Genomic DNA, 19,346 nt, shown 5'->3' with positions numbered 1-19,346 from the left:
GTAAAGAAATTCTGCTTTATAAAACAGCGTTACCTTTTGGTCATTACTGAACAAATAATTTTAATGAAAAGAATATTTCAGGTTTTAATCCTACTCGTTTTAGCCGCTCCGGCCTTCGCTCAAATACGTCCACAAGGTCAGGCTCCGGTAACCCCTTCTTTAAAGGTTGGTGGCTTAGATCTCGATTATTTTAGTCCTAAAGAGTATATTATTGGAGGTACAACGGTAACAGGAACCCAATATCTAGATAAAGAAGTATTAATCACTTTGTCTAAACTAACTAAGGGCGATAAAATCATACTTCCCGGAGAGGCAACCTCTGATGCGATCAAAACATTGTGGGCACAAGGCTTATTTGATGATGTTAAACTTAACATCTTAAAATTTGTTCAGGATTCTGTTTATTTTGAAATTGAAGTAGTGGAACGTCCGCGTTTAAGTTCTATCGATTTAAAAGGGCTCCGTAAATCTGAAAAAACGGCTATTCAAGAAAAGCTGAATGATAAAACCGGTAAAATCGTAAACGATAACTTATACAATACCACATCTGCCATTGTTAAAAAATATTTATTGGATAAAGGCTTCTTCTTTACCAAGATCGATTACAAAACACGGAAAGATCCGAATGCAGAAAACAGTGTGGTATTAGAAGCCTATATCGATAAAGGTCATCGGGTTAAAGTGCAGCATATTGATTTTACGGGAAATAAAGATTTCAAATCAGCAAAGCTGAGAAAATACCTAAAAAGCCCTAAACAGTTTGCATGGTGGCGCTTTTGGGGTTCTGGAAAATTCGCTAAAGAGAAATACGAAGAGAACAAGGTTAAAATGATTGCTAAAATGCACGAGAAAGGTTATCGTGATGCAGAATTATTAAAAGATACCATTTACCAGTACAACAAGAAAAAAGTTAATATTAGAATGGACCTTTATGAAGGTAAAAAATATTATTTTGGTAATATTACCTGGGCTGGTAATGCCATTTACCCGGATAGTATTCTGAAAAAAGTATTAACCATTGAAAAAGGTGATGTTTTTAGCGAAGAAAGATTAAACAAAAAATTAAATGGTGGTGGCGAAAACGGTGGCGACATTAACAGTATGTATACCGATAACGGATACTTAACTTTTAACATCGATCCGGTACAGACCAAAATTTATGGCGATACGGTTGATGTGGAATTGCGCATGTATGAAGGACCACAATATACCAACAACCGCATTACCATAAAAGGTAACACCATTACAAATGATAAGGTTGTTTTGCGTGAGATCCGTACTAAACCAGGACAGAAGTTCAACAAAAGTGATTTAATCCGTACCATTCGCGAAATTGGTCAATTGGGTAACTTCGATGAGTCTAAAACCGTACCTACACCTCGCCCTAACCCGGCTGATGGTACTGTAGATATCGAATATGCCGTAGAAGAGAAACCTTCAGATCAGATCGAGCTATCAGGCGGTTTTGGTGGTGGCCGTATCATTGGTACCTTAGGTTTAACTTTCAATAACTTTTCACTACGTAACCTGTTCAATTTAAAAGCTTATAAGCCATTGCCAAAAGGTGACGGACAGAAATTGAGCTTACGTGGGCAAACGAACGGTAAATATTACCAATCATATAGCTTCTCATTCTCACAACCTTGGTTTGGTGGTGAGAAACCGGTAAGCTTTGGTGTAAGTGCCTTTACCTCATTACAATCAAACGGTTTAAGTAGTGGAGATGCTGCTTTTCAAAAAATCCGGTTAAACGGGGTAACTGTTAGTTTAGGTAGAAGGTTAAACTGGCCGGATAACTATTTCCAATTAACTCACGCTGTGAGTTTGCAGCAATATGTTTTAAATAACTATACTGGTTATTTATTTAGTTCAGGTACATCATATAACCTGAGTTTATCGCAAGAGATTAGCCGCGATTCGAGAGATTCGCCAATCTTTCCTAAATCTGGATCATTTATACGTTTTACGGTTCAGGCTACACCGCCATTCTCATTGTTAAATAAAACAAACTATGCTACCGCATCTGATAAGGAGAAATATCGTTTTACAGAATACCATAAATGGAAATTCGATTCGCAATGGTACCAACGCGTAGCAGGTAACCTGGTAATTAAAGCCCAGGCACAATTTGGTTTCTTAGGCCAGTATAATAAAGCCGTTGGTCAATCTGCATTTGAGCGTTTTAAACTGGGTGGTGATGGTATGCAGGGATTCGATTTCTTACAGGGGTCTGAACTGATTGCGATGCGTGGTTACGCAAACAATGCGGTGATACCAAATGGTTCTGATCCAAGAATTGCACAACAATCTGGTAGCCCGATTTATACTAAATATGTATTAGAGGCCCGCTATCCGGTAATTGCTAGTCAGCAGGCAACAGCATTCGTTTTAGCCTTTGCTGAGGCTGGTAATACCTGGAATAGATTTGGTGATTTTAATCCTTTTAATGTGAGAAGATCAGTTGGTGTAGGTGCACGTATCTTCTTACCTATATTTGGTTTATTGGGTATTGATTACGGACATGCATTTGATAGGATCCCTGGTGTGGCAGATGGCGGTAAACAAAACTTTACTTTCAGTATCGCACAACAATTAGGTGGATTTTAATTGATAAAGAACAAAAAATTAACTAATTATGCAATAAATCATTGCAACAGGAGTTTAAAGAAAGCTTAGGTTATTAATATCATTAAAACACACACACAATTGAAACCTTCAGATTTTGCCTACTTGGAAATAAGCAATACAAAATCATGATCGCTTCATTACCTTTAAAAACAATTGTAACAGGATGAAAAAATATCTTTTTATCGCATTCCTACTTTGCACTTCTTTCGGTGCCTTTGCACAGAAATTTGCTTACGTAGACACCGAGTATATTTTGAAGCATTTGCCGGAATATAAATCAGCACTCAGTCAGTTGAATGTAGCCTCGAAACAATGGCAACAACAAGTAGATCAGAATTTTTCTGAGATTGACAGGATGTACAAGGCTTACCAGGCCGATCAGGTTTTATTAACTGATGATATGCGAAAACGACGAGAAAATGAGATTATAGAAAAAGAAAAACAAGCTAAAGAATTTCAACGTTCTAAATTTGGACCCGATGGGGATCTTTTTCAAAGCAGGATAAAATTAATTAAGCCTATTCAGGATAAAGTAGCCGAAGCTATTAAACAGATTGCAAAATCTAAATATTTAGACTTCATTTTCGACAAGAGCAGTGAAGCAACAATGATGATTTATGCAAGTAGCAGTTACGATGTAAGTAACGATGTAATTGTAAAATTAGGTTATAAACCAGGGACAGTAAATAATTAGTATATTCGTCCCTGATTTTTGAAGGAAAACAAACAGAAAAAATAAAAAAGTAAAATAAAACGATGAGAAAGTTAATTAACGTATTCTTTGTAGCAGCAGGGTTAATGTTTACAGCGAATATGGCAAGTGCACAACAAAAATTAGGTCACATTAATTCTGAGGAGGTTTTTGCAAATTTACCTGAAGCTAAGGCAGCTCAAACTACCTTAGAAACCTTAGGTAAACAAAAGCAAGCTGATATTGATGCAATGATCAAAGAATATCAGACTAAAATGACTGCAGCAGAAGCTAAGCAAAAAACTTTAAGCGAAGCAAACAAAGAATCAGTAGGTAAAGAATTACAAGCTGCGGGTCAGGAATTACAGGATTTAGAGAAACGTATTACTGATGCCCGTACTAAAGCTTCACAAGATATAGGTACTAAACAAGGCGAATTATTCCAACCTATCCAGGCTAAAGTTGCAACTGCAATTTCTGCTGTAGCTAAAGAAAAAGGTTTGGCTTACGTTTTCGATATCGCAAACGGTCAAGGTGGTAATAATTTAGTGTTCTGGGATGGTGGTGATGATATTACCGCTGCAGTTAAATCTAAATTAGGTATCACAGCTACGGCTGCAAAACCAGCTGCACCTAAAAAATAGTCATGAGTCGTGAGTTCGGAGTCGAGAGTCTCCCTACCAGTTCAAGATATAAGGCGGAATTAAGTTTAACTTAGTTCCGCTTTTTTTGTTCATGCAGTTTCGTCATGCTGATCCGATAACTATCGGATTTATTTCAGCATCTTTGATGTCTAACTTCAGTGCAGTAGATCCTGAAACAAGTTTAGGAAGACGATCTTTTTAAAGATTTAACTTTTCAATATTTATCTATAACTTTTCAACTAACTTTACAACCTTCCAACATTTCAACTTCTAACATAATGCAGGCTTCGCCAATAGGTATTTTCGATTCAGGTTACGGAGGTTTAACCGTTTTTCGTTCTATTGCCGATAAATTGCCCGATTATAATTATATCTATTTAGGCGATAATGCCCGTTCGCCTTATGGCGATCATTCTTTCGAGACCATTTATAAATATACTTTAGAGTGTGTAGAATGGCTTTTTGCCAAAGGTTGCCATTTGGTGATTTTGGCCTGTAATACCGCTTCAGCTAAGGCACTTAGGACGATTCAACAGCGTGATTTGCCTGCTAAGTATCCTGATAGGCGCGTATTGGGTGTAATCAGGCCTACGGCCGAAGTAATAGATGAGTACACCGGTACCAAAAAAGTAGGCGTAATGGGTACCAGGGGGACTGTTAATTCGCAATCGTACCTGTTGGAAATTAATAAATTTTTCCCCGAAATACAAGTGTTCCAGCAAAGCTGCCCAATGTGGGTACCACTCATTGAAAATAATGAGCATTTAGAACCGGGAGCAGATTTTTTTATTGAAGAATACTGCGGTCAGCTTTTGCAACAATCTGCCGATATTGATTGCGTGCTGCTGGCCTGTACGCATTATCCATTATTAATGCCTAAACTCAAAACTGTATTTCCTGATTATATCAATATTTTATCGCAAGGCGATATCGTGGCCAATAGTTTGGTTGATTATTTAGTAAGGCATCCTGAAATGGAAGAAAAACTAGGTAGGCAAGCAGAAAGGCATTTTTACACCAGCGGTGACCCGGCAGCATTTGACGAACATGCATCAATATTTTTTGGCGAAGCGCTGAAATCGGGTAAAATGTAAGTTATCGTTCATTTGTTCGCTGGTCATTTGTTTATCGGTATGATCAATAGGCTAACTGCCTATTCAGATATGGTTTAATTGGTTAACTATTTAAAGTGGTTAAACAGCCCTCAATTGAAAACTGTAAACTGCTTACTGTATATTACTAGCTGCCAACTGTAAACTCCAAACTAACTATTGCGGTAAATGCTCAACCCTAACCAGTACGGTTGGCGATGATAATGCATGTAAAAAGGCAACTACAGCATCCTTCTCGGCTTTGCTCAGCTTTAAACCTTTTAATAACTGATCATTTTTAGGCAGGAGTGGATCGTTTACCTGTTCTGGTTTTACCCTTTGCACGGGCATGCCCACATTATACATATTCATTACGCCGTCCATATCCGGGAATAAACCATTGTGGAACCAAGGGGCAGTTTTCATCACATTTCTTAGGCCTGGAGTTTTAAACTTGCCCACATCTTCTGCCTTTTTAGTTACATTGTACAGGCCCAAATCTTCATATTTGCGCCCATAATAAGTTAAACCATCGTTATGGAACTCGTTATCGGTAAAAAAAGGGCCATTATGGCAATTGATACAGCGCGCCTTGGTGCGGAACAAATGCAGGCCAACCAATTGCTGATCGGTGAGTGCTTTTTTATCTTTAGCCAGGAAACGGTCGAAAGGGGTTCTGCGGCTTACTATACTACGTTGAAAAGTAGCTAAACTTTCAAAAATTCTTTTATTGGTTACCTCTTTTGAGCCAAATGCAGCGGTAAAGTAAGGCTGATAACCTTTAATCTTGCCTAGCTTTTTAGGTAAAACTTTCATGTCCTGGTGCATCTCGTTATGTGCTGATACCGGACTACCGGCTTGTTCTTCTAGACTATTGGCCCGGCCATCCCAAAACAGCCGTTTGTAAAACCACACATTTTCTAAAGATGGGGCATTGCGAATATTGGCCAGGTGATCGTGCCCTATTGATACCTGGCGACCATCTGTCCAGTGCAGATCTGGCGCATGGCAGCTCGAACACGAAATCTGGTTAGAACCCGACAAACGCGGATCGAAAAATAAAATTTTCCCCAACTCCACTACATTTTTTACCGAATCATTTTTCAAATCAACAGGAGAGGGCGGGAGTTCACCCAGTTCCTGAAACACCGCACCCTTATCTACCGTTGGTTTTGGCCATTGACCGGTAGGTTTTGAATAAACTTTGCGCAGGCTATCAATACTCAACTCATCTTCGCTATTAAAATTAGCCGATTGAAAAGAAAATAGAATTAAACCGGTGAGGGCTAAAGCAAGAAGGGCAAAAATTTTATTCATGGGTTAAAAATAGAGGTTTAAGCTGATATTGGAAGAAAAGCGGTCTTTGCCGGGGGCATTTGTTAATACCCTGCCAAAATCTTTTAAATCGTCTCTTCTCCAGTAGTTAACACCGGCTTTAATACCAGCATGGATTTGTTTAAACATTGGGATACTATAATCGGCTGTTAAATTACCTCCAAATTTTGAGGTTGTATTGTAGGCATAATCATAATAGATCACATTCCTTGTAAACACACCTTCGTTAGCTAAAAGCACGCTGAAATCAGAATCAAGGCATTGATTGTATAAACCAGTTAAGCTAACCCCCCAGTTATGATTGTTTTTATTTTGATGGTTTATACCATAACTTAACGAATAATTTAATTGATTAAATCTGATATCGTTACCGGCAATGCCATCTTGTTTGCGCTCTTCATATTTACTTAAACCTAAGCCAAAATTATGGATGTACTGATTTTTCCTGAGTGTATAGCGTCCTTTCATCAAGATAGAGCTGGTGCTAAACAGGTAACTATTAGCCAGATAGTTATTAAGGTAGTTGTCTCCCTTATTGGTCTGATAATTAAAGTCTATGCCTAAAGAATTTGAAGCCGTGCGTTTTAACCAAAGAAGATGGTATTCCTCGCTAACTATGTTAAAATCGATGAATTTAGTTATTCCACTATTGCTCCTGTAGTCAAATTTTTGGTTTTCTTTCGAGGTTTGATAGCTGAAGTTAAAATCTCCAATATTTTCAGAATTATATGTTAAATAGGTATCTATGCCATTTCTGGTTTGATTACTTTGAACTGTTCTGTCAAAATTGGACTCTCCTGGCTCACCATATCCATTGATGAGATAGTTAGTAAATTCTGGACTTACCCGACCCTGATTTAAACTATTATTTTTATAAGCAACATTTGTTTTCTCGAGACCGTATCCAACGCGATAAGCTATTCCAATTGTTAAAAGCTTGGTCAAATTATAACCAAGTGTACCAACTAGGTTTAATTGATAATCGCTTATTTTGCCGCGTGGATCATTCGTAGAATAGTGATCGCCGATTCTATAATCGGCACCTAAGCCAATAGGTAAGTTGTTGCTTAAAATATTTTTACTTGCCAGGGTTTTCAAGTTATAAATTGTTCTTTGGTAGCTCACATTTCTAACAGAACCATAATAATATGGATTTGCCAGATTATTTCGGGTTTGATGCGCAAATGCCACACTATCTTCAACCGTTCTACTATATGAAAATAGGCCCCATATGCTAATTGATTTCAATTGTGAAATTCCTTCTGTGCTTAAAAAAGTGTTATTAATTTTTGTTGCATCTTGCGCTTTCATTAAATGGCCTTTTTCAAGGTTATGGCCAATATTTAAGCTGTTATAAGTAGCTGGCATTAACTTTTTAATGTAAAAAGGACTTGATTTTGCAAAATCATATGCTGCAAAGAGCGTTGAATCAGCAGAGAATAATTTATTTTTTGCGCTATTAATTTGTGTATCATGCTGCTGGCCATATGCCTTAAGTATAGAACTAAAAACTAAAAGCATATATAGAATCGTATTCTTCATTATTATTTTATTCAGTATCTCTATAGTGTTGAGTTATTTAAAAGCCTTGGGAGCTGCGAGCGGTAAGAAGTCAAAATCCTCGGCAGAGTTATTGGTATCTTTTAAAATTCTTCTTCCATTTACAATACTTTCTGTTTTTCTAATTACTGATTGCGAAGAATATGCACCATTAGGTGCATAGGTATATAGTGCATCCAGTGTAGCGCCTAACTTTTTAGGAACACGTGATGCAGCACTACTCGGCTGAACTTCCACACCATCAATTATCAAATCAATTGGGATTTGGTAATACTTGTCACTACTTGATGTTGGCGGCGCGATTGTTGGATAAGGGTATTGTGGTAATTTTTTAATGTCTATAGTACCTTTATTCTTAAAAATAACGTAACCCATCCGGCCTGGATTGTCGAAAATAAGATCTGTCCCACTATACGATAATACGTCAATATTTGGAACACTTGGATTATCAATATCCGATGCTAATGGTTTAGGTAAAAAGGGAGCATAATACGCTTCAAAATCTGCTCCGCTCAAATCAATAGTTAACGAAGGGTCCCTTACAGTAACCGTTTTTCCATCCGAACCTGTAAAGGGTGCCTTGTGATTTATGGCGGTTTGAGCCAACACGATACTTTCTCCTGGTTTAACAGGATATTGTTTACCGGAACCCGGAATCATTAATAGTGATCTGGTATATATGTAGCCATTATTTGCATCAATACCTGTTGGCATACCTTGCGATTTACTCCAATCATACTGGCTATTGTTTTGTCTGTAAATATTAGTTGAAGTAAAATTTTGGACTCCTAATACTTCTGCTACATATAAACTATCTGCAAATAAAACTGAATCCGAATTATTATATATTTCGATAAACTGGTCACGGAAAGAGGCTCCTGTAGTGGTATTTGAACCCGCATAATAAATCTGCTTAATTACCCATGGGCCAGTGGAGCCTGAAATCAGTTTTAGTTCAATTTGTTGATTATCTTCTACCGTAATGGTTTTCGATTTCTCTGATGCATTAAAAACCACTTCTTTATCTACTTTTTCTCCAGTTAAAGTGGTGTAATCTGCTGGTTGAATTTTAATAGAAGCTGATATGTCATAAACACCAGGAGAAATAGAATCAAGTGAAACAACACCATCACTTTTGGTTGTGTATTTTCGAACCAAACCATTCTTAGCACTCTTAAATGTAACCTCAATTTTAGCTTTTGGTAATAACTTCCCTAAATCTTTTGAGGCGTATGAAATAATTACTTGGTACTTTACTGGATGGATTCCTGTAACATTTCCCTGATATTTTTTACAAGCAATTAAAACTGCAGTAGCCAAAAATAATATGAATAACAATTTTCTCATCTTTTAAAGTTTAATGGATAATTCTGCTCCAAAGGTTGGACTGCTATTTGGATATTTATAAGCGCCAGTTGATGTGATGTAATATGGACGGTGATTAAAAACGTTGTAAACGTTAAATGCGAATTTGAAACGCTTTTTAATTTCTTTAGCAATACTTAAGTGGTAATTGGAAATTACGCGTGGAAGATCGTTTTCTGATTGTTCTTCTGGTGAAATATATAGATGGCCATAAGAAGCATTTGTTTTGTCGAAACTGGTAATAGCAGTATATTGGTTAAACCTATTATAGTAACCAATAGGAATTCTTGAGCTTGCTGTATTAATTTTTTTATCTAGAAGATCGAATTCTGCAACGAATGAAACAACCAAGCTTAACTTAGGAATGTGCGTTACACTTGTAACCCTTGTATTACTAAAATATGATTTTTTATTTAAGGGTTCATAAACACCTATATATGCATAATTTGGATCTGTGGGAATAGTATTAGGCATCTGATTACTTAAAGTGTATGATGTTGAACCATAATATGTCCTGAAAAGCCCACCGCTTAAATTAAACGATGTTTTGATTTCTTTAATTTCAGGTGTATTTAGAATCACTTCAAAGCCTTGGTTATCTGAAGAGAGATCATTTTTAAAAGTAGAGTAATTGATAGCATATAGCTTAGTTCCATTCTGTATAACAGTTGGTTTTACACCTGGATTAATTGTAGCATTATAAGATGGTAACTCGATAGTTTGCAGCGTTTGAACTGTTGAAATTCCATTTCTGGATTTCTTAGTATATGCTGATATGGATAGATTGAATTTTTGTATTTTGATTTGAGCTGATAACTCAATGCTTTCACTTTTTGATGGTTTTAAATTAATGTTTGTAGGATCATATCTTTCTACATACACCAGATAGGTACTCTCATTAACCTTGCCGTTGTAAGCATTTAACAAGGGGATCTCGAAGAAGGTAGGGCCTGGATAACGCTGCGCCAAAGCCGGCGATTTGTATGATAAACCATAAGCAACACCTATTCTAAAAGTTTTACTTAACTCATAATTAATATTGGTTCTTGGTGAAAAAGATCCATATCCGTTTTGTAAATCAGACCGAATACCTGCTCTTACATTTAGAGGTTTACCCCATACTTTTGCCGAGAACAGATCTTCAATATAAAAGCCAATATCTTTTTGGGCAACAGCTAAACTGAAATCGTAAAAACGATCAGAACTTTTTGTACCTAATGAAGTGCTTGCAATCTTCGACCCACTTCTTGGTTCATTTGGGTCTATAGTTTGCCCCAGGCCTTTATTTGCACTATAACTAAAACTGGTACCAAATGAAAGATTATGTACAAGGTTGCCAGTAGTAAAACCACCTGTGAAATCAAGGTTTGCGGATGTGGTTATAGGTCTTCCATCAATTAAAGATTTAGCAGTATAAACCCCTGTATCATATGTCCCTTCATGAATTCCTGTAGTTGTAGCAGTAGTATATAATACGTAGGGGTCATTCACTAATTCTTCTTTATAGCTTACCTGATGGCCTTCAGAATACCTTAAATTTAAGCCGATATTTTTTAAGAACCCAGAATTAAGCCTATAGTTGCTTCTGTTAGCAAAGCTAAAATTCCAGCTATCGAATTTAGAAGCTGTACTTTTTTCATCATCGGGATCAAATTTAATCCCATCAAGATTTCTTCCATAATCTATACTGAGCGTGTTCTTTAATTGTTTAGTTTTTCCAAACAAATTAGTCCACATGGCATTAGTATTGACTCTGCGGTAAGCTTTTAATTTATCACGGTTATCTTCGAAAGAGTTAACGTAGTTAATGCCAATGTTTACAGCTCCATATTTAGGACTGATCTCAAATCCTTTGGAAAACCCATAAGATGTAGCATTATCCCTTAACTGCATACGTACATAAGCAGGAGATTTACCCGCTTGCCGCTCAATAATAATAGCGCCATCAGTTAAATCTCCATATTTGGCAGGGGCAACACCCGCAATAACCTCGATACTTTCAATATTATCGGCAGGTATTTGGCGTAAATCTGTTCCTCCAAAGGTATAATCTCCAGTATATCCTGTCTTATCTTCACCAGTTCCTCTAATCCCATAACTTCCACTTTTTACAAATGATTGCCCAACTCCTCCAGTTCTGCCTGGGTTGAAACTTTGCATGTTCGCATTATTACTAATTGTATTTCCATCCATTATAATGGCAATACCAAAAGCATTATTCAATTCGTAATCACCTTTCCCATCGGTGGTAGGGGCGTACGATGCCCTTAAGTTGATGTTCTGTACATTTTGTAAGGATGGCGGCTGGATTTTTCTATTCGGAATCTGGTTTAATAAATCGTTAACACTCAACGCCGGTGTTTGCTCAATTAAATCCCTGGTAATGATTAATGATGAGTTGGTTTGACCGGTGTAATTCCTTTTGGCATTAATCTCGATATTTTCCAAGCTTAAATCCAAAACCTTTAAAGCAATATTACCAAGATTCGTTTCTCCTGCTTTTACGGTTAACGGTAACCTTAACTTCTGAAAACCGATAAACGAAAACTCTAACGTTAAAATGTTGTTGGTTTCTGTTCCGTTTACCCTGAATAAACCATTCTTATCCGTAATGGCATACTGGTTGGTTTCTACAATTTTAATGTTGACAAGTTCTAATGGCTTGTTCTGCGGGTCGACTACTTTTCCGACCACAACGTTTCTTATTTGTGCCAGCGCAGTGAAGCAAATAAAAAAGAATAATAAGGATGTGTAAAGTTTCTTCAATTTAGACTAAATCTTAATAATGCTGCAAAAGTGTAAAATCTACACTAACTTTGCAAGTTATTTAGAAAGATTCTAATTAATAATATAGGAATTTAAGTAGCGAAGGCAGCTTAACATATATTTAATACATCTGTCAGCTTAAACTCATCATCATAAAAGAAAGCATTTTTGTTTAGGTTGTAAAGGTTTAAAAGGATAACTTTGCGGCTTCAAACCCACACAATGAGTGATCAGATAAAACACGAATGCGGAATCGCTTTTATTCGCCTGTTAAAACCACTTTCTTACTACCAGCAAAAGTACGGTACAGCACTTTACGGCCTTAACAAATTATACCTTTTAATGGAAAAACAGCATAACCGGGGCCAGGACGGCGCAGGTATTGCCACCATTAAGCTGGATATGAAACCCGGCAGTAGGTACATTAGCCGATACCGGAGCATGGCATCTAATGCGGTAGCCGATATCTTCGAATATGTACAGAACAAATTTGTTGATATCCAAGAAAATACCCCTGAACTAATGCAGGATACAGAATGGCTCAAAAACAACGTCAGCTTTATCGGCGAGGTTTTATTGGGCCATCTGCGTTATGGTACACATGGTAAGAACAGTATTGAAAATTGCCATCCTTTTTTAAGGCAAAACAACTGGATGACCAGGAACCTGGTGATTGCCGGTAACTTTAACATGACCAATGTTGATGAGTTATTGGAGCAATTGTATGAATTAGGTCAGCATCCAAAAGAAAAAGCAGATACGGTAACCGTATTAGAAAAAATCGGTCACTTTTTAGATGATGAAAACCAGGAGCTTTTCGATCAGTATAAAAAAGAGGGACATGATAATGTTAGCATTACACATAAAATATCTGATAATTTAGATATTGCCAATATCCTTCGACGTTCGGCCAAAACCTGGGATGGCGGGTACTCGATCTGTGGTATGGTTGGTAATGGCGATTCGTTCATTATGCGCGATCCGGCAGGGATTCGTCCGGCATATTATTATTATGATGATGAGATTGTTGTAGCGGCGTCTGAAAGACCAGCGTTGCAAACAGCATTTAATATTCAGTTTAAGGATGTTAAAGAGATCGATCCGGGGCATGCTTTAATTATCAAGAAAAACGGCGAGGTAAGCATGGAGCAGTTCCGTGAACCTACCGAAAGATTATCTTGCTCGTTCGAGCGGATCTATTTCTCAAAAGGAAGTGATGTAGAGATTTACCGTGAACGGAAACAGTTAGGCCGTTTATTGAGCGATAAAATTCTTCAGGCGGTTAATTACGATTTAAAAAATACGGTATTCTCTTTTATTCCGAATACGGCAGAAGTTGCTTTTTTTGGAATGGTTGATGGTGTTCAGCAATATGTACGCAGGCACCAGAAAGATATACTTTTGCATAAAAAAGAAACGTTAACAGATCAACAGCTTGAAGACCTGCTGTCATTAGCACCCCGTGTTGAGAAGTTAGCGGTTAAGGACGTAAAGCTAAGAACGTTCATTACCCAGGATGCAGACCGGAGTGAAATGGTGGCACACGTTTACGATACCACTTATGGTATTATCAATAACCATCAGGATACTTTAGTTGCACTTGATGACTCAATTGTACGTGGTACTACTTTAAAGCAGAGTATTATTAAAATTGTTGACCGTTTACACCCAAAGAAAATTATTATTGTTTCTTCAGCACCTCAGATCCGTTATCCTGATTGTTACGGTATTGATATGAGCCGTATGGGACAGTTTGTGGCTTTTGATGCGGCTATCCAATTGCTTACTGAGCGTGGCATGTGGCAGGTAATAGAGGATGTTTACACCAAATGTAAAGCTTCGTTACTTTTACCTAAAGAGGAAATTGTAAACCACGTTAAAGAAATTTATAAACCATTTACCCCTGAAGAGATTTCGGCTAAAATTGCGCAGATTATTACCCCAAAAGGTACTGTTGCTGAGGTTGAAGTAATTTACCAAAGTTTAGAGAACCTGCACGAAGCTTGTCCGAAAAACAAAGGTGACTGGTATTTCTCTGGAAATTATCCAACACCGGGCGGTAACAAGGTAGTTAATAAAGCTTTCATTAATTGGAAAGAAGGAAATAACCAAAGGGCTTATTAATCCCTAAATCCCCTAAAGGGGACTTGAATAACAGATAGCTCATAGTAATATGGGCTATTTTTTTGTTTTTTTACCACCGAGTGCACTGAGTTTGCACAGAGAGAAGAATAATCTTTATTAAAAATCACATCATTGCGAGGAGGAAACGACGAAGCAATCTTTTAATCATGTGGCTTTCCAATACAGCTGCCCCTCTATCTAAACCTGACATTCGCGGAAAGCCCGGAGCCCGGTTTTTCACCGGGCGAGGACTTGTAGCATTGGCAGGACTAAACCCCTGATAGCAGTACTGTAGTTGCTTTTCAAAAGCCTATTAAAGGCATAAAAGAGACTAGAAAAAATTAATTTACGGGGAGTGTTAAGTTTTATGCGTAAAACTTTAGGTAAGTTTTAATAATCAGCCAGAAGGCGAAAAAGATGATCACTACGCCAGCAATTTTATTCAGCTTTTTAAGTGCGTCTTCTTTTATTTTATAACGGAGTTTACTCGAGTAAAAGCTCTTAGCGCCATCAATACCAAGTTGGGTGGCCATGGCAATAAAAAAGCAGACCAGTTTTTCGTTAAGCATGTTATTAAGCTTAACAGAGATGATTCCGCTCACAATAATCCAGAACATGAGGGTAGAAGGGGTGAGGATGCACATTAAAAAACCTTTAAGCACGTAACCCCGTTTGCTCACTTTCTGTAGCGTGGTGCTATCATAATGCACGGTGATTTTAGAAACCAGGTAATAAATACCAACAGCAAGTAGAAATATACCGCCAATACTGCCCACGTATTTATCAAATTCGGCTTTATAATCAACAAACTGGCTGCCAAAAAGAACCAGGCCGATCAAGATTACATCACTTATAATTACACCAACAGCTAAAGAAAAACCTGCCTTAAAGCCCCTTTCTATGCTCGTTTTAATCATTGCAAAAAATACCGGCCCTGTTAAAAACGACGAAATAATCCCTGCTCCTATACCTAATAATATGGCTTCAAACATGCATTGTGTTGTTTATAATATGCGAATATGCAATTTTATACCTAAACTTATAACATTTATTTTTGTTGCATAGGTTGCATAAAAATACTGGTTATTAGCTTTTTTTTATTTATGTTTAGCCCCAATAAAACTAGATTTATAATATGAATTCAGAACAAACGCAAACCAAGTGGGCGCAGTTTATCCCACTGGTCACTGTATTCTTCTTTTGGGGCTTTGTAGCCGCCAGTAACGACATTCTCATCCCTGTATTTAAAAAGGCTTTTGATTTATCGCAGGCCGAAAGTCAGCTGGTTTCGCTGGCATTTTACATTGCTTACACGGTGGGTGCCTTAATTTATAATGGTATTTCTGTTTTAATAGGACAAGATATTGTAAACAAACTGGGCTATAAAAATTCGTTGGCATTGGGATTGGTTATTTCCGCACTTGGAACCTTGTTGTTTTATCCAGCGGCAAACCTACACTCATTTCCCTTAATGCTTTCGGGTTTATTTATTGTGGCTTTGGGTTTCTCTTTACAACAAACTGTTGCCAATCCGCTGGCTATTGCCCTGGGCCCAATCAAAACTGGTTCGCAGCGTTTAACACTTGCCGGTGGTATTAATAACTTCGGTACAACCATTGGGCCGCTTATTGTAAGTTTCGCTATTTTTGGTTCTGCTGCAAATGCAAATACCAACATCAGTGTAGAAAGCGTTAAAATTCCTTATTTAATACTGGGAGTAGCTTTTATTGCAGTAGCAATTTTCTTAAAAATGTCATCTTTACCTGATAGACCTGCTTTAGTTGAAGCGTCAGCAGATGATACTAAATCGATTAAGGGATCAGCTTTGCAATATCCACAATTGGTTTTGGGCATGATTGCTATTTTTGTTTACGTAGGTGTTGAGGTATCAACCGCAAGTAATTTGCCTGCTTACATGGAAAAAGATCTTGGTTTTGCCATTAAAGATATTGCTCCTTATATCTCCTTATACTGGGCTAGTATGATGATTGGGCGTTGGACAGGTGCTGTTGAAGCTTTTACTGATAATATCAGTACGCAAAAAGTATTGCGTTTTATTGCACCATATTTAGCTTTTGGTATTTTCTTAGCTGTTAACGCTATTGCGAAACATGATTTGGCCCCTTTTTATGTATATGCATTGATTATTCTGGTATTAATTGCTGCTGATATGGCGAGTAAAGGTAATCCTGCCAGAATGTTATTGATTTTTTCGGCAATTGGTATTACTGCGTTGTTAATCGGAATGTTTACTAAAGGCATGGTAAGTGTTTATGCCATTACCAGTGTTGGTTTATTCTGTAGTACGTTATGGCCTTGTATTTTTACTTTAGCTGTAAGCGGTTTAGGTAAGCACACCAGTCAGGGAAGTAGCTTCTTAATTATGATGATTATGGGCGGTGGTATTATTAGCTGGGCGCAGGGAGCAGTATCAGAATTTACAGGTATTCAACACAGTTACATCGTAGGGATCATCTGTTTTGCTTACCTGGCATTTTATGCCTGGAAAGTTGCATCGATATTAAGATCACAAGGAATTAACTTCGACCAGAAAATTTCTGGCGGACATTAATTTTAATAAAGTAATTTAGCAGCCACAAAGATGAATTTCTTTGTGGCTTTTTTGATTTTTATATGGCAGATAAACCAAGTTTCGATTCGATATTTATGAACCTTGCGACCGATTTGGCAGCCCGTTCGCATTGCGTGCGTGCGCATGTAGGTGCAGTGTTAACAAAAGATACCCGCATTATTTCTATCGGCTACAATGGGCCACCGGCCGGTACGCACAATTGCGATGAGGAATGGCCAGAGCATGGTTGCGCCCGCGATAGCAAAGGAAGTTGCTCTTTAGCACTGCATGCAGAAGAAAATGCTATTCTATACGCATCTAAAAATGGATCTAAAATAGAAGGATGTACTTTATATACTACCTTGTCGCCTTGTATTGCCTGTGCCCGGCTCATTTTATCATCAGGGATTAAACTGGTATATTACTCCAAGTCTTATGCGGCCTATAAAGGTTTACCAAGCGATGAAGGCGTGGATTTTTTAAGGAAGTTTGGGGTAGAGGTAATTTTGATGGAATCGTAGAGGTTCATTGGTTCATTTGTCATTAGTTTATTGGTGAATTGCGCAATGCCTTTCGAAGTTTAATGGGATGGTATGAGGCACGACTTCGTAAGTATTAGAGCGAGGTACACTAATTTGTAAATGCGCAAATAAGTTTTATAGTTTTTGACTTTAGACCCATGACTGCTGACTTCGGACTATATTATGGTTAATCAAAACCTATGCGCTAAGCACTCACTCCATGCCCCAATGCCATTAAATTAAGGGTTTTTAGCCACAGATGAGCACAGATAAACACGGATTTTCAGATTTGTGTGCATCCTTTCTATCTGTGGTCAAATTATTTTCTTATGCCTAATGGCTTAGCTTAATGACGTTGCTCCATGCCCTCTGCTCAAAACTCTCCGCACAAGCTAAAAATCTCAAATCTCCCCTCTCAAATCTCATATCTAATTTGTACCTTTGCGGATGCAAGAAAAAATCATTATCGTCGATTTTGGTTCGCAATTTACACAACTCATCGCCCGTAGGGTTCGCGAACTAAATATTTACTGTGAAATATATCCATATAACAATCTTCCTGAGATTACCGAAGATGTAAAAGGTGTTATCTTTTCAGGTAGCCCATACTCTGTTCGCCAGGAAGATGCTCCTCAGATTGATTTATCAAAATACCATTTAAAATATCCTTTACTGGCTGTTTGTTATGGTGCACAATATATTGCCCAACATTCTGGTGGTGCGGTTCAGCCTTCTTCAACACGCGAGTATGGCCGGGCTAACCTGAATTTTGTAAACCAGGAAAATAAACTATTCAAAGGCATCAACATCGATTCGCAAGTTTGGATGAGCCATGGCGATACCATTACCGATATTCCTGAAAACTTTGAACTGATTGCCAGTACAGACAGTGTAAAAGTAGCGGCGTATCACATTAAAGATTCAGATACTTATGCTATCCAGTTTCACCCTGAAGTAACGCATAGCATTGACGGAAAAATCCTTTTAGAAAACTTCCTGGTTGATATTTGCGGATGTAGCCAGGATTGGACTTCAGCTGCTTTTGTTGAAACCACAATTGCCGATATTAAAGCTACCGTGGGTAACGATAAAGTTGTTCTGGCACTTTCAGGCGGTGTGGATAGTAGCGTTGCTGCTGTTCTTTTGCATAAAGCCATCGGTACGAATCTGCATTGCATATTTGTTGATAACGGTTTATTGCGCAAAAATGAATATGAAAGTGTTTTAGAACAGTATAAAGATTTTGGCTTAAATATTAAAGGTGTTGATGCCAAAGACAAATTTTTAAGCCAGTTAGCAGGCGTAGAAGATCCGGAGACAAAACGTAAAATTATTGGTCGTGTATTTATCGAAGTTTTCGATGAAGAATCTCACCTTATTCAGGATGTGAAATGGTTGGCTCAAGGTACCATCTATCCCGATATTATCGAATCGGTATCAGTAAAAGGTCCATCGGCTACCATTAAGTCGCACCATAATGTAGGCGGTTTGCCAGATTTCATGAAGCTTAAAGTAGTAGAACCACTTAAAACTTTATTTAAAGATGAAGTAAGAAGAGTAGGTACTGCATTAGGTTTAGAATCGTTTATTTTGGGCCGTCACCCATTTCCGGGACCAGGTTTAGGCATCCGCATTATTGGAGAGGTAACTCCGGAAAAAGTAGCCATTTTGCAAGATGCCGATAAAATTTATATTGATAATTTAAAAGAAGCAGGTTTATACGATAAGGTATGGCAGGCAGGAGCCATCTTTTTACCCGTAAGATCAGTGGGGGTAATGGGTGATGAGCGTACATACGAAAACGTAATTGCTTTAAGAGCTGTAGAATCACTTGATGGGATGACTGCAGATTGGTGCCACTTACCTTATCCGGTATTGGCTAAAATCTCAAATGAAATTATCAATAAGGTGAAAGGGATCAATAGGGTAGTGTACGATATCAGCTCTAAACCACCTGCAACTATTGAGTGGGAATAATTCAGTTGTGAGTTTTCAGTTTGGAGTTTTCAGTCCAAACTGCATAAAATAAATGTGATGCTAGCAAGGTGG

General features: G+C 37.7%; 13 protein-coding genes. 8 read left to right on the top strand and 5 right to left on the bottom strand.

Going from position 1 to position 19,346, the window contains the following annotated elements; all coding sequences use genetic code 11:
• Nucleotides 1-63 precede the first annotated feature (63 nt).
• The 4 genes from bamA to murI all read left to right on the top strand — a co-directional run bounded on the left by bamA (nt 64) and on the right by murI (nt 5,057).
• Nucleotides 64-2,607: an outer membrane protein assembly factor BamA gene (bamA, locus tag OQX63_RS15865; protein WP_265851803.1), complete on the top strand. Its 2,544-nt coding sequence runs from the start codon at nt 64-66 to the stop codon at nt 2,605-2,607.
• Between the two features lie 184 nt (nt 2,608-2,791).
• The gene (locus tag OQX63_RS15860; protein WP_265851802.1) at nt 2,792-3,322 is read left to right on the top strand and encodes an OmpH family outer membrane protein; all 531 of its coding nucleotides are present in this window, start codon (nt 2,792-2,794) and stop codon (nt 3,320-3,322) included.
• A 62-nt stretch (nt 3,323-3,384) separates the two neighbouring features.
• Nucleotides 3,385-3,963 (top strand): OmpH family outer membrane protein, encoded by a 579-nt coding sequence (locus tag OQX63_RS15855; protein ID WP_265851801.1) that lies wholly within the window; start codon nt 3,385-3,387, stop codon nt 3,961-3,963.
• Between the two features lie 278 nt (nt 3,964-4,241).
• Nucleotides 4,242-5,057 carry a glutamate racemase gene (gene murI, locus OQX63_RS15850; protein WP_265851800.1) on the top strand — a complete coding sequence of 272 codons (816 nt, stop codon included), beginning with the start codon at nt 4,242-4,244 and terminating at the stop codon, nt 5,055-5,057.
• A gap of 174 nt (nt 5,058-5,231) precedes the next feature.
• Here murI and OQX63_RS15845 read toward each other — a convergent pair whose 3' ends face one another.
• The 4 genes from OQX63_RS15845 to OQX63_RS15830 are packed head-to-tail and all read right to left on the bottom strand — an operon-like array spanning nt 5,232 to nt 12,008.
• Nucleotides 5,232-6,371: a cytochrome-c peroxidase gene (locus OQX63_RS15845; protein ID WP_265851799.1), complete on the bottom strand. Its 1,140-nt coding sequence runs from the start codon at nt 6,369-6,371 to the stop codon at nt 5,232-5,234.
• Between the two features lie 3 nt (nt 6,372-6,374).
• Nucleotides 6,375-7,931 carry a DUF6850 family outer membrane beta-barrel protein gene (locus OQX63_RS15840; RefSeq protein ID WP_265851798.1) on the bottom strand — a complete coding sequence of 519 codons (1,557 nt, stop codon included), beginning with the start codon at nt 7,929-7,931 and terminating at the stop codon, nt 6,375-6,377.
• Nucleotides 7,932-7,964: 33 nt separating this feature from the next.
• The gene (locus OQX63_RS15835) at nt 7,965-9,296 is read right to left on the bottom strand and encodes a DUF4876 domain-containing protein (protein WP_265851797.1); all 1,332 of its coding nucleotides are present in this window, start codon (nt 9,294-9,296) and stop codon (nt 7,965-7,967) included.
• A gap of 3 nt (nt 9,297-9,299) precedes the next feature.
• On the bottom strand, nt 9,300-12,008 hold the full coding sequence (locus OQX63_RS15830) for a TonB-dependent receptor (RefSeq protein ID WP_265851796.1): 2,709 nt from the start codon (nt 12,006-12,008) through the stop codon (nt 9,300-9,302).
• A 294-nt stretch (nt 12,009-12,302) separates the two neighbouring features.
• Here OQX63_RS15830 and OQX63_RS15825 point away from each other — a divergent pair, with 294 nt between their 5' ends.
• Nucleotides 12,303-14,204, top strand: a complete 1,902-nt coding sequence (locus tag OQX63_RS15825) for a class II glutamine amidotransferase (protein ID WP_265851795.1) — start codon at nt 12,303-12,305, stop codon at nt 14,202-14,204.
• A 365-nt stretch (nt 14,205-14,569) separates the two neighbouring features.
• On the opposite strand, the gene OQX63_RS15820 is transcribed toward OQX63_RS15825, so the two are convergent.
• Nucleotides 14,570-15,196, bottom strand: a complete 627-nt coding sequence (locus OQX63_RS15820) for a LysE family translocator (RefSeq protein ID WP_265851794.1) — start codon at nt 15,194-15,196, stop codon at nt 14,570-14,572.
• A gap of 143 nt (nt 15,197-15,339) precedes the next feature.
• Between OQX63_RS15820 and OQX63_RS15815 the strand changes: the two genes are divergently transcribed.
• The 3 genes from OQX63_RS15815 (at nt 15,340) to guaA (ending at nt 19,274) form a co-directional block, all read left to right on the top strand.
• Nucleotides 15,340-16,776 carry an MFS transporter gene (locus OQX63_RS15815; RefSeq protein ID WP_138818055.1) on the top strand — a complete coding sequence of 479 codons (1,437 nt, stop codon included), beginning with the start codon at nt 15,340-15,342 and terminating at the stop codon, nt 16,774-16,776.
• A gap of 62 nt (nt 16,777-16,838) precedes the next feature.
• Nucleotides 16,839-17,297: a deoxycytidylate deaminase gene (locus OQX63_RS15810; protein ID WP_265851793.1), complete on the top strand. Its 459-nt coding sequence runs from the start codon at nt 16,839-16,841 to the stop codon at nt 17,295-17,297.
• A 447-nt stretch (nt 17,298-17,744) separates the two neighbouring features.
• Nucleotides 17,745-19,274 carry a glutamine-hydrolyzing GMP synthase gene (gene guaA / locus OQX63_RS15805; protein ID WP_265851792.1) on the top strand — a complete coding sequence of 510 codons (1,530 nt, stop codon included), beginning with the start codon at nt 17,745-17,747 and terminating at the stop codon, nt 19,272-19,274.
• The last annotated feature ends 72 nt before the right edge of the window (nt 19,275-19,346 follow it).

The organism is Pedobacter sp. PF22-3 (genome assembly GCF_026239555.1).
Lineage (GTDB): Bacteria > Bacteroidota > Bacteroidia > Sphingobacteriales > Sphingobacteriaceae > Pedobacter.
The sequence above is the reverse complement of the archived record's forward strand: the minus strand, read 5'-3'. Positions and strand labels throughout refer to the sequence as shown.